We start from the raw sequence: 13,150 nt of genomic DNA on the forward strand, positions 1-13,150 counted from the left end.
TAGTTTTGTTAATGTAGCAAGTTGATAAATGGAGAATTATTATGGGAAAAATAATTATGGAGCACGGTTCAGGCGGACGTGCAACAGGAGAGTTAATTAGAGAGATTTTTGAATCACAGTTTCACAGTGATGTACTTTCAGAGATGGAGGATGCAGCAGTTGTTCCTGGAGATGGAACTATTGCCATGACAACAGACAGCTTTGTTGTTACACCACTTGAGTTTCCAGGGGGAGATATTGGTCGACTTTGCATCTGTGGTACTGTCAATGATTTGTGCATGAGAGGTGCTGTTCCAAAGTACATTACATGCGGATTTATTCTGGAGGAGGGTGCAGATATTGATACCCTCAGAAGAATTGTAAAATCAATGGCGGAGACTGCTGATGAGGCAGGGGTTAAAATCGTTGCCGGAGATACAAAAGTTATCGAGGGAAATGGTGGAATCTATATCAACACAGCTGGTGTTGGATTTGTGCCAAAGGGCGTAGATATCAAGGCAAAGAATGCTGAAGATGATGATGTTATTATCGTATCTGGTAATGTGGGAGATCATCACGCCACAGTACTTAGCCAGCGCATGGGCATTAAAAATACAATCGTAAGCGACAACGCTCCACTTCAGGAGATGGTAGGCAAGCTTATCGAGAGCAAGATTCCAGTTCATGTACTTAGGGATGTGACTCGAGGAGGACTTGCTACAGTTCTCAAGGAGCTTGCACTTGCATCTGGTCTAAGATTTGATTTATTTGAGGAGAAGCTTCCTGTTGACCCTCAGGTTCAGTCATTCTGCGGACTTTTAGGCCTTGACCCACTTTATATGGGAAATGAAGGCAAGCTTGTAGCTATCGTTCCAAAGGACTATGCAGTACAGGCTTTAGAGGTGATTAGAAGCTGCAAGTACGGCGAGAATGCTTGTATGGTAGGAGCCGTTAATATCCCGGAGGATGAGACAGAAGAGGGAGCTCTTATTATGAAAACTGAGATAGGTGGAAGACGTTTCCTTGATATATTGCAGGGAGAGGGATTACCACGTATTTGTTAGTAAAAGTCACTCTTTTTTAACATTATTTTAACAACTAAAAATTATAATTGCGTTAAAGCTCTAAAATGTTTTTTCAAAATGGTAAGTCATTAAAGCTGTTATTTATTAAACTAAGGAGACTTTCAAAATGGGAAAAGTAAAAGAGAAGCGACGCGCTAAAATTAAAAACAAGTTGTTATTATTCTTACTACCAGCTGTAGTAGTTACAATTCTTATTTTGGTACTCATATCTGGGTACCTTTCAAGTAGAAGTTTGTCTACCATGGCCACATCGCAGTTAAATTCTTCAATTTCAAACCAGGCTGATAATATAGAAGCCTGGCTTGATGACAATCTTCAAACCTTTGCCACAATAAAATATATGGTAGAGCAGGCTCATTTACCTGATGAGGAATTAAATTCTATGATGGATTCATTATACGGATTTAATTCTTATTGTAAGAATGGGCCTTATATTGCTACCCAGAGTGGAAGAGTCTACAAAGCATCAGAGTCCACCAAAGACACATCAAATCCTACAGATAAGGTGTGGTTCAAGCAGGGACTTAGCCATGTAAATATGGTATACGGAAGTACCTATGAGGATGCTGACGGCACCAATGTTATAAGTGCTACAGGTATCATCAAGGATGGCTCTGATGACTTGAAGGTTATTGCAGCCGATTTGTCCCTTGATCAGATTAGTATCATCGTTAATTCAAGGGTGAAAATGGATCAGGCTTCATCATTCCTTGTAGACCTTACAGATAGTACAATACTTGCCCACAATGATAAGTCTAGAGTTTCTACAAAGCTTACCACCGATGACAGCGACAAGCTTATGGCGGCAATAGCTGAAAAGGTTAAAACCAGAAACTATAACACAGTAACTCTACAAAACAATGTAGTGGCATTTAAGCAGATAGCTGGAACAGACTGGGTGCTTGTTTCTTATGTTCATAATGACACTATTATGCAGGATGTGACAAAGCTTGTTACCACCCTTGCAATCATAGGAATAGTTGCAATCTTACTTATCATGATACTTATCAACTTGATGGTATCAAGAGTTGTAGCTCCTCTTGGTGGAATTACAAAGAACATTTCTGATATGTCGGCTGGTGATTTCACAATTGATGTGAAGGAGGAGAGCAACGACGAGATTGGTCTTATGGGCAGCAAGGTAAACGAGTTTGTTCAGTCCATGAGAAAGATGCTTAGTGATATAAATGAAGAATCTAAGGTGCTTAAAGAGCAGTCGGATAATTCGGATGTTGTATCTAAGAACATGTACGAAGCATCTCAGTCACAGTCAGAGGCTATGCAGAACCTTAACAATACTGTTGACCAGCTTGCAGTTGCTGTAAATGAGATTGCTGAAAATGCAACCACTCTTGCTATGGTTGTTTCAGATACAAGAGATAATTCACTTCAGGCCAATGACAGTATGAAAGAAACTGTTGAGATTAGTAAAAAAGGCCGTGATGATATGGAACAGCTTGCAGGTGCAATGCAAGATATTAAGAGCAGCAATGATGAACTTGTAGAATCAATCAATGTAGTTGGTAAAGCTTCAGAGGAGATTACCAATATTGTAGGTCTTATAGCAGAAATCGCTGAGCAGACCAACCTTCTTTCTCTCAACGCTTCTATCGAGGCAGCTAGAGCAGGAGAGACAGGTAAGGGATTCGCAGTTGTTGCTACTGAAATCGGTAACCTTGCTAAGAACTCTGCACAGAGTGCGGAAAATATAGCAAAGCTTATTGATGATGTAAGAAAGGCTATTGATAGCGTTGTTGGACAGGCTCAGACAAATGCAGACAAGATTGAAGCAAACAGCGAACTCATCAATACTGCCGTAGATACATTTGATCAGATTTATCAGAACATTGAAAAGTCTAATGAACTTATTGACCTTATGATACAGGATGTACAAAAGGTTGATGATGTTGCTAGCAACGTAGCAGCTATCTCTCAGGAGCAGGCAGCTAGTACAGATGAAATCCTTGAGACTAGCCACAAGATGGTTGAGCAGGCAAACAGCATCACCCAGAACAGCCAGGATGTTGCAGACAACTCACACAAACTGGCAAATACTTCTGAGACACTTACATCTTATGTTCAGCAGTTCAAGATATAATAAGGAGACGAATTATGAAAAATCAAATCAAAAAATCAATGGCTTTTCTAATTTGTATAGTGATGACGGTTGCATCCCTTGTAGGCTGTGGAGCTAAATCAAGTGGTGGTGGCGGCTCAGTAAATGGAAGTGGAGTGAAAATTCTCATGACACTTCATGACGATACAGATACATTCCTCATCACTCTTTGTGAAACAATCGATAAGAGAGCTCAGGAAACAGGTGCTACAATTGATACCGTTTACTGTCAGAGTGATCCGGAAATTCAGATGCAGCAGATTGCTGATGCTGCAGGGCAGGGATACGATGCTATTATTTGTAGACTTGCAGATGCTACCACAATTCTTCAGATGGAAAAGGCGGCAGGTAATCTGCCTATAGTGTTCATAAACAATGAGCCAGATGTAGACTATCTAAAGGCAGATAAATTTGTTTATGTTGGTTCATTTGAACAGGATGCTGGAAGATTCCAGGCAGAGTACATTTGGAATGGACTTGGTAAGCCTCAGTCATTAAATGTAATTATCATGGAAGGAATGAAGGGGCATGCTGCAGTTCCTCAGCGTACAAACGCTGTAAAATACTTTTTCCTTGATAATGGTGTAGATGCAAATTATGTATTCGTAGACCACGGAGACTGGTCAGATACTGTTGCATATGATCAGCTTGAAATATTTAAGAAGACCCATCAGGATTTTGATTGCATTATATGTAACAATGACCCTATGGCTATTGGTGCTATTAAGTGGCTTAAGGATAACGGATATGATACACATGACAAACTAGTAGCAGGAATAGATGCAACTGATGATGGTTGCGCAGCAATAAGAAGTGGCGATATGTACATGACAGTTCTTCAAGATACTGTTGGTCAGGCAGAGAATGCAGTAGACTGTGCAATAACCTTGGCAAAGGGTGGCTCAGTAGGCTCAATGGAAGGTGCTACAGAGGATCTAAAATATGTGTGGGTACCGTTTGTTCCTATAACACCAGAAAATATTGATCAGTATAAATAGTGATGATGACTTAACAATATTTTCATAGTTGGATGGTGGCTTGTGTGGTATAATAACTGTAAACTTCCAAATTGATTTTTTGATAGGAGGAGGACGCTCTTTGGGAAAGACAGTTTTAGTTGTTGACGATTCGAAATTTATGCGAGCCGTCGTCAGAGGCGAAATTGAAAGAAATGGCTGGACTGTTATTGCTGAGGCAGATTGTAGCGATGCGGCTGTTGAAAAGTACAAGCAGCTCAAGCCTGATATAGTTACTATGGACATCACCATGACAGTAGATGGTCACACCATTGGTCGTAGCTCTAATGGCATTGATGCTATCAAGAAGATCAAGGAGTTTGACCCAGATGCTAAGATTCTGGTGGTTAGCGCCATGGGTCAGAAGTGCTATGTAATCGAGGCTATCGAGGCAGGCGCTAAGGATTTTGTTATTAAGCCATTTGATGAGACTAGATTTGCAGAGGCATTAGGTCACTTTAAGTAATCAAAAAAACACTAAGGGGCTGTACGAACAGCCCTTTTTATATGCCTAAAATGGAAACTCTCTTGATTTTTTTAAATTGTGATATAACAAAAAGTGAATAATTATGCAAGAAAAAAGACCGAAAAACTCGGTCTTTTTGAGGGGAGTATAAATAATTAATAAGGGTATGACAGGAAACTGCCTGTCACGATTCCGATTATAATATAGATTTTATAATAATGCAATAAAAATAATTTATTGTGCATCAATGAGTAATAATACACACATGGTATTTGACTCTATTCTGCTCAAAGGTTAAGATATTTTTATGTTGAAATTATTTACTATTAGCTGTCCATGCCACTTCGGTTTGGAAGCTCCATTAAAAAGAGAAATATATGATTTAGGTTATGAGGTTACTGAGGTTACAGACGGTAGAGTGACCTTTACTGGCGATGCAGAAGCAATCTGTCGAGCAAATATCAATTTGCGCACTGCAGAGCGAGTTCTTATAGAGGTAGGTCGATTTAGAGCTACTACTTTCGAAGAGTTATTTCAGGGTATCAAGTCATTAGACTGGGAAAATTACATTCCTGTAGATGGTAAATTTTGGGTAACTAAGGCTACCTCTGTTAAGAGTAAGCTTTTTTCACTTACAGATATTCAGTCCATCGCCAAAAAGGCTATGGTTGAGCGCATGAAGTCCCACTATGATATTCAGTGGTTTGACGAGGATGGCTCAGATTACCCTGTTAGAATATTCCTTATGAATGACAATGTTATTGTCACATTGGATTCTACAGGTACTCCACTTCACAAGAGAGGATACCGTACATACACTAGCAAGGCTCCACTTTCTGAGACTATGGCGGCGGCACTTATTCAGCTTACTCCATGGCATCCAGACAGGATTCTTGTGGACCCATTCTGTGGTTCGGGCACATTTTTGATTGAGGCTGCACTTATGGCTGCCCACATTGCTCCTGGACTTAACAGAGAGTTTACATCTATGGATTGGAACAATTTGATTCCACAGAAGCTATGGAGAGAGTGTTTTGACGAGGCCAGAGCCGAGGTAGACACATCGGTAGAGTGCGACCTTCAGGGATATGATATTGACCCTGAGATGGTTAAAATCGCCCGCCTTAATGCCAAGCAGGCGGGAGTGGACCATATGATTCATTTCCAGCAGAGAGATGTGGCAGACCTTAGCCACCCTAAGAAATACGGATTTATTTTGACAAACCCACCTTATGGTGAGCGTCTTGAAGACAAAAGAGATTTGCCGGCAATCTACGGCAAGTTAGGAGCAGCATTCAAAAAGCTTGAAACATGGTCCATGTTTGTAATCACAAGCTATGAGGATGCGCCAAAGGCTATCGGCAAAAAGGCTGATAAAAATCGTAAAATATATAACGGAATGATAAAGACTAGATTCTATCAATTTTTAGGACCTAAGCCGCCAAAAAAGGATTAGTTAAATGAGATTTTCCAAGAGATTTTTAGTGTTTGCTCTTCTTTTGGCATCCACTTTGTTTTGGAAATTGAATAATTGGAATGACAAATACGCAGCTGTAGAGTCATTCCGCGGGGCAGCACTGAACAAGGACGTGCTGTACCCTCTCATGTCTAAAAATCTTAATGATTCAGGTCAACTTAAGGTCTATATTAATGGCCAGCCATACTTAAATACAGCTGGTTATACAATTCTTGATGACAGTCTCAATCCAGTTGGATCCTTAGAATTTATTCGCAAAGAGCTTATGGGCTCTGCCTTTATGGTGGATGACAGCCAGGCTCTTATTCAAATTACAAATGATATTTTTTCCTTTACAAGAGGTGAGAAAATAGCCTACAAAGGCCAGGAGGAGTTTGAGCTTGCGGTTGCACCTTCTATATATAGAGGGGAAATGTACGTAGGACTTCAGGATCTGTGCCAGATATTCGGATACAAATACGATTACGACGCCAATAAATACACAGTCAATATCTCTTACAAAAAGACAGCTACACTGCCTAAGAGATATGATCTCAGGAGTGTAAACAGAGTTAGCAATATTAGAAATCAAGGTTCCACATCTACCTGTTGGGCTTGTGCATCCTTGGAGGCCATGGAGTCATCTATGCTTCCAGCCTTGCCTTACAATTTTTCAGTGGATTCCATGATTAATGACAATTCATTTGGTCTTTCTGAGGCGGATGGCGGCGATTATACAATGGCATTAGCCTACCTGCTTTCTTGGCAGGGGCCAGCTCTTCAGGACAGACATACTACATTGATTGATGAGTGGACAGGAAATGGTGAACAGGAAAATGTTCATCTTCAGTCAGTACAGTTTTATGATTCGGAAAATCTCGATGGAATCAAGTGGGCTGTATATAGATATGGTGGAGTTTCTACATCAGTATACGCCAGCGTTTCAACAGCCAACTTAAATGGTTCTAACAGCTACAATAGCCTTACTAATTCCTACTATTATAGAGGTAGTTCAAAGCCTAATCATGACGTAGTTATTATCGGTTGGGATGACAATTATCCAGCTACTAATTTCATGGATACTGCTCCTGGCAATGGGGCATTTATCTGCCAGAACAGCTGGGGAAGCGGATTCGGTGAGGACGGTGTATTCTACATTTCCTACTATGACACCAATGTAGGTAATCAGGCAGTTTCTTATGTAGATGTGGATACTAACAACACATACAATTATATTTATCAGAGCGACTTGTGTGGCTGGGTAGGCCAGGTAGGCTACAGCAAGGAGTGGGCTTATGGTGCCAATACATTCGTAGCCGATGGCAATCAGCAGATAGAGGCAGCAGGCTTTTACGCTCTTGGTAAAGATACTAATTATAAAGTTTATTTTGTTCCAAATTATGAAAACACTAGCAGCCTTGTTAACAAGGAGCTTGTGGCATATGGTCAGGTTGACCAGGCTGGTTATTACACAGTAAAATTTGACCAGGCGAAAATGGTTTCGGAGGGAGAAAACTTCGCAATAGTACTCTACGTCAACACACCTGATACATTGCGTCCTCTTGCAGTTGAGTACGTTGCCGACTCCATGACAGAGAAGGTGACAATAGAGGATGGTAGGGGATATATCAGTAACAACGGTCTGGATTGGGAGAGCGTTGAGGATGTAGCAAGTGCTAATCTATGCATAAAAGCGTATGCAAATAATGTAGTCGAAGTTTATGAGTGATTAAATGGAAGAAAAGGTTATGGGGGCTTTCACCGCTATAATTCTAGTGGTGGTGATTGCAATGAGTTGTTTGCTTGTGTATGTGCCAAACATGCATATTATTGCTCTTAAAATCGAAGACTCTCAGATGATGGGTGGTCGAGTTTCGATTATGGATATGCTTAGGGAGAGCAACGCTGATTTGGAGGCGGATGACCCTGACACAAGACAGAGCATTTTAAAGGGGCACCAGATTAGGTTGACCCTTCCACAAAATGTCACCAGCTCTGCAGTAGAGATTAACAATAATTACGTCAACAGAACTATCAACATCAAAATTAAGGGAATCGGCAAGGATTATTTCCAGGAATTCCCAATCAGAGGTAACTCGGACAATATCGTAGATGTTACCTACAATAGTGAGAATCTGGTAGGTCTCATCCAGATTACAACAGATGATGTGTTTGAAGTGTCCATGACATCTGAGGGGGAAAATATTTATTTTGATTTTGTTGACCCTCATGAGATATATGACTATGTTGTGGTTATTGATGCAGGTCACGGCGGCAATGTTCCTGGCGCCACCAAGCAAGGGGTCTGTGAAAAGGACATTAATCTAGATATAGTTCTTGAGTTGAAAAAGTATTTTGACGCATGCGATAAAAATATAGGTGTCTATTACACCAGAACAGATGACACCAATCCATCATTTGCCAATCGAGTAGGCCTGGCTAATGACACGGATGCTGATCTTTTTATATCAGTTCATAACAATTCAACAGCCTCTGGACGTATGTCATCCATAAATGGAACAGAGGTCATGTACGAAGCTGGAGATTCTACAGGTGAGTCTAAGAAATTTGCCCAGATGTGCCTTAGTAATCTCTTGGGAGAGCTTGGCACAAAATCAAAGGGGATAGTAGTGGGGGATGAGGTATACATTATCAGAATGTCAAAGCCTCCAGTAGCCCTCGTGGAAGTTGGATTTATGACTAACCAAAAGGAACTGGATAACCTGCAGGAACAGGAGTATCAAAACAAAGCAGCATTGGCTATATACAATTCTGTATTACAATATTTAAATTTATAATAGTCGGTAAGCTATAGGAGCCACTGGCAGATTGGAGAATGATGAAGACTAGAATTATTTTTGCTACAGGAAATGCAAACAAAATGAGAGAGATTCGTGAGATTCTCGGGGAGGAGAAATACGATATCCAGTCTATGAAGGAAGCAGGCATTGATGTGGACATTGTGGAAGATGGAACCACCTTTGAGGAGAATTCTCTTATAAAGGCACGCGCCATTGCAAAAGAGGCAACAGATGCTATCGTTCTTGCAGATGACAGTGGACTTGAAATTGATGCATTAAACAAAGAGCCAGGTATTTATTCTGCCAGATACATGGGCGAGGATACATCATACGACATTAAAAATGCCAATCTGATTGAGCGACTTGATGGAGTAGAAAAAGAAGATAGAAGTGCTAGATTCGTATGTGCGGTTTCAGCTGTTTTCCCAGACGGAAACGAGGCTGTTGTAAGAGGCACTATTGAGGGCTATATTGGCTGGGAGCCAATGGGCGAAAATGGCTTCGGTTACGACCCAATTTTCTATCTATGGGACAAGGATGTTAGCACAGCCAGCATTTCCCCAGAGGAGAAAAATGCAATCAGCCACAGAGGCCAGGCTCTTAGAATGATAAAGGAAGAAATAGTTAAGCATGAAAATATTAGTTGTTAGTGATACCCATGGCATGTCAGAGAATCTCAGTGATGTTATTGAGATAGAAAAGCCAGATAGAATTTATCATCTTGGAGATGGCCAGGGCGTAGAAGAGAGAATATGGATGATGACTGATGCTCCAGTTGAGTGCGTATGCGGCAACTGTGATTGGGGCACTAATCTTCCAAACGAGGTAGTGCTTGAGGTGGGCAAGCATGTGATTATGCTCACTCATGGTCACTACTACGGCGTGGGATTTGGCTACGAGAGAATAGCTGAGGCGGCCAGAGCAAAGGGGTGCGACGTAGTCTTGTACGGACACACCCATGTTCCAACTATCGATTATTATGAGGATTTGATTATAGCCAATCCAGGAAGCATAGCATTTCCAAGACAGAATAGTCGTGAACACACTTATATGACAATTATGGTGGATAATGAAGGTGAGTTGAAATTCAATTTACATTCATTAGAGGAATACGATAGAACACATGGAAATTAAAATTGTAATTGACGGCATCGAACCTGAAAAAGAATATGTCCTGGTTAGCTTTGAGGACATTTCTTTTGTTGAGGTGATGAAACAACTTGGAATCAATTTCTACAGACCTTGCGGCGGGGCAGGCAAGTGCATGAGTTGTGCTGTGAGATTTGCCTATGGAGCTCCTGAGATTACTTCTGCAGATGAGCGAGGTATAGAGTTCAATGATCTAAGAAATGGATGGAGACTAGGCTGCAAGTGTATCATCACCAAAGACTGCAAGATTCAGGTGCCTCTTTCTCTAGTTTCAGAGATTCAATCCCCAGACACACTAATTGCAGATGAAAATTTACCTCTAGACAAGACCAATATCGCTATTGCTGTAGATATTGGTACTACCACTATTGCTGCGGCAGTGGTGGACTTGCATACAGGCAAAATTCTTAGACAGAAAAACTGTACCAACAGTCAGACAGGCTACGGTGCAGATGTAATGTCGCGAGTAAAGGCTGCTATGGAAGGTCATGATGAGGATTTGATGAATGCAGTGAGAAATGACTTGATGAATATAGGCAGGCAAATACTCGGCGAAGATTATCTTATGCATAGAGTGGTTATCGCTGGAAACACAGTTATGACCCATCTGTTTTTACATTACCCTGTAGATGGCATGGCCAAATTCCCATTTGTTCCATACACACTTGATAGTGTGAGATTTGCCCATGATTACAAGGATATATTCTTTATGCCATCAATATCCGCCTTTATCGGAGGAGATATTGTAGCAGGTCTTTATTACATAAAGAAAAAGAAAGAGCCTAAGAACTATCTGTTTGTGGATTTGGGAACAAATGCGGAGATAGTTTTGTTTGATGGCAATGAATACCTTTGCACATCTGCATCAGCTGGTCCAGCCCTAGAGGGAGCAAACCTGCGATGTGGAGTGGCATCTATCAGAGGTGCTATCAATCACATTTCCATTTCCCATGGAAGAGTTAAGTACACAACCATCGGAGGCGAGGCTCCTATCGGTATATGTGGAAGCGGTGTTATCGATTTGATTTCTGAGCTATTTAGAAATGGAATCATAGATTCAGGCGGCCTTCTGGCAGAAGAATATGCAGAAGAGGGCTTCCCTGTGGCAGAGGGGATTGTCATTACAGGAGAGGACATTCAGCAGGTGCTTCTTGCCAAGTCTGCCATTTATTCTGCTATCACACTTTTAGTCAGGGAGTCTAGCATTGAGATGGAGGACATAGAACACCTATATGTGTCAGGTGGTCTGGGAGCTTCCATTGGCGTATGGTCCGCAGCTGGAATTAATATTTTCCCAAAGGAGCTTATTAATAAGTTTGAAGCAGCAGGCAACACATCCCTCCTAGGAAATATAGCATTTATCACAGATCAGGATGAGGATGCACTAAAGGAAATAAAAGAAAAATCCAGAGTGATTTACATGGCAACCAATCCGGATTTTGAAAAACTGTTTTTAGAAAATTTAACTTTATAACAAAGTGAAAAGGACGTCGGCGGGACGTCCTTTTCTAAAAGGGAGAATAATGTTATGAAAAAAATGGTTCATCGCTTCTGTCTTGCGATATAGTAATAATACAATCCATTTCTGAAGGAACAATGTTAAATATGTGAATAAACCTTGCAGAATAAAAGTTTATTTGTGAATTACTGTACAGGAATTTTTGAATAAGAATTATGTAATGAAATTGATTAAAAGTGGACAGAACGAAGGCTCGCCACCGTAGCGAGCCCTTAATTATTATAACACCCAATCGTTCATATGCGTAGATCAATGGCAGTGCCCGAGGTAGGGTAAACCAAACTCTCAAGAGAAGGTGAATTCATATCCATCCCCTCTGTAAGCATCGTAACCTGTCCCTCTATCAGGTCCAAAGACTTACTAAGCATCGACGTTCCCACCGCCGACATAAGCTTATTTTGACTTAGGTTCATTGAAATCTCGGCTACATCCATGTCTGCGCCTCCCCTAAAAAGACATTAGTCTTTCCTACAAAACCAATTCTAGCACTTGTTAATTCACAAATGGTGTCAAGTTGTGACTAAATTGTGAAAATTCTGTGTTTTTCGATTTAACAGAATGGTTACCATTTCTTAATGAAATTTTACGAAAGAATAATTATAATTAATCCATAAGATGTTAAAAAGGGGAATTATATGGCTTTACGAAGGATAAACTGGAATGACCCCTTGATGAAAGCAATCAAGGCCTTCAACTCAATAACGGGAAATTCCCTTACAGAAGAGGATTTGAAAAAGCAGAGATCTGCTATGGAATTGGCAGGGAAGCTTGCGGCCCCTACTGGTGATGTGGAGATAGAACCATTTAAGGTAGGAGACATTTCATGTGAGTGGATACGCCCAGTTCTTGCACACAATCCATCCTATGTTATTTTGAATGCCCATGGTGGAGGCTACGTGTGTGGCGGACTTAGATATGCTAGAATTCTTGGTGCCAAGCTGGCCCTTGCTACAGGATTTTCTGTAGTGACTTTTGAATATAGGCTTGCTCCTGAACACAAATTTCCGGCACCTATAGATGATGGGGAGATAATCTGGAACTATCTATTAGAAAAGGGCTTTAGTGCAAAAAATATTCTGATGGCAGGAGATTCTGCCGGTGGACATCTTGTTATTTCATTGACACAGCGATTACTTGGGCAGGATAGAATGCCACCTAGAGCGCTTATTGTGATGAGTCCGTGGACAGATATGACGGCATCCTCCTCTAGCTATGAGACATACAAGACAAAGGACCCGATTCTCACATACGAGTATGTGGTTGGAGTGAGAGAGGCATTTATAGGAGATAAGGCTGACCCAGCGGAGCCTAAATACAGTCCTTTATTTGGAGATTTTTCAGGATTTCCACCTACATTTATTATGGTAGGCAAAAACGAAATCCTGCTTGAGGATAGTGTCCAGCTCAACAAGAAAATGACTAAAGCTGGAGTGAAATCCACTATTGATATAGAAAAAGATGGTTGGCATGTATACCAGCAATTGCCACTTCCAGTGGCGGGGCGTGCAATGAGGCGTATAGCAAAATTCATTGCTGAGGAAATATACAATGCATAAGGAGTAA

Annotated in this window: 12 protein-coding genes; 11 read left to right on the plus strand and 1 reads right to left on the minus strand. The window is 40.9% G+C overall.

The genetic code is table 11. From position 1 onward, the window contains the following. The first annotated feature begins 41 nt into the window (after positions 1-41). From hypE to F0Q01_RS00525, 10 genes are all read left to right on the plus strand, one after another. Positions 42-1,043, plus strand: a complete 1,002-nt coding sequence (gene hypE / locus F0Q01_RS00480; RefSeq protein WP_090489680.1) for a hydrogenase expression/formation protein HypE — start codon at positions 42-44, stop codon at positions 1,041-1,043. Positions 1,044-1,170: 127 nt separating this feature from the next. After that, positions 1,171-3,162, plus strand: a complete 1,992-nt coding sequence (locus F0Q01_RS00485) for a methyl-accepting chemotaxis protein (protein ID WP_090489682.1) — start codon at positions 1,171-1,173, stop codon at positions 3,160-3,162. Positions 3,163-3,176: 14 nt separating this feature from the next. Then, positions 3,177-4,178, plus strand: coding sequence for a substrate-binding domain-containing protein (locus F0Q01_RS00490; protein WP_090489684.1), 1,002 nt, complete (start codon positions 3,177-3,179; stop codon positions 4,176-4,178). 100 nt (positions 4,179-4,278) lie between these two features. Then, the gene (locus F0Q01_RS00495; protein ID WP_090153571.1) at positions 4,279-4,662 is read left to right on the plus strand and encodes a response regulator; all 384 of its coding nucleotides are present in this window, start codon (positions 4,279-4,281) and stop codon (positions 4,660-4,662) included. Between the two features lie 307 nt (positions 4,663-4,969). Beyond that, positions 4,970-6,118, plus strand: a complete 1,149-nt coding sequence (locus F0Q01_RS00500; RefSeq protein WP_330388756.1) for a THUMP domain-containing class I SAM-dependent RNA methyltransferase — start codon at positions 4,970-4,972, stop codon at positions 6,116-6,118. A gap of 4 nt (positions 6,119-6,122) precedes the next feature. Next, a complete protein-coding gene (locus F0Q01_RS00505; RefSeq protein ID WP_090489687.1) occupies positions 6,123-7,847 on the plus strand; it encodes a lectin like domain-containing protein in 1,725 nt (574 codons plus the stop codon). Between the two features lie 4 nt (positions 7,848-7,851). Then, positions 7,852-8,916 (plus strand): N-acetylmuramoyl-L-alanine amidase family protein, encoded by a 1,065-nt coding sequence (locus F0Q01_RS00510; protein ID WP_090489689.1) that lies wholly within the window; start codon positions 7,852-7,854, stop codon positions 8,914-8,916. A gap of 41 nt (positions 8,917-8,957) precedes the next feature. Next, a complete protein-coding gene (locus F0Q01_RS00515) occupies positions 8,958-9,569 on the plus strand; it encodes an XTP/dITP diphosphatase (protein ID WP_090153577.1) in 612 nt (203 codons plus the stop codon). Continuing rightward, complete coding sequence (locus F0Q01_RS00520; protein ID WP_090489692.1) at positions 9,550-10,053, plus strand: metallophosphoesterase family protein; 504 nt, start codon at positions 9,550-9,552, stop codon at positions 10,051-10,053. Before F0Q01_RS00515 ends, F0Q01_RS00520 begins: the two co-directional genes overlap by 20 nt. Next, on the plus strand, positions 10,043-11,542 hold the full coding sequence (locus F0Q01_RS00525; protein ID WP_090489694.1) for an ASKHA domain-containing protein: 1,500 nt from the start codon (positions 10,043-10,045) through the stop codon (positions 11,540-11,542). The genes F0Q01_RS00520 and F0Q01_RS00525 overlap by 11 nt, the downstream gene beginning before the upstream one ends. Positions 11,543-11,823: 281 nt before the next feature. Here the strand turns inward: F0Q01_RS00525 and F0Q01_RS14015 are convergent, their stop codons facing one another. Beyond that, on the minus strand, positions 11,824-12,021 hold the full coding sequence (locus F0Q01_RS14015) for a YjfB family protein (RefSeq protein WP_090153585.1): 198 nt from the start codon (positions 12,019-12,021) through the stop codon (positions 11,824-11,826). Positions 12,022-12,222: 201 nt separating this feature from the next. On the opposite strand from F0Q01_RS14015, the gene F0Q01_RS00535 reads away from it, so the two are divergent. Continuing rightward, positions 12,223-13,143 carry an alpha/beta hydrolase gene (locus F0Q01_RS00535; protein ID WP_242941886.1) on the plus strand — a complete coding sequence of 307 codons (921 nt, stop codon included), beginning with the start codon at positions 12,223-12,225 and terminating at the stop codon, positions 13,141-13,143. Positions 13,144-13,150: the final 7 nt, after the last annotated feature.

The organism is Pseudobutyrivibrio xylanivorans, assembly GCF_010906925.1.
GTDB lineage: Bacteria > Bacillota > Clostridia > Lachnospirales > Lachnospiraceae > Pseudobutyrivibrio.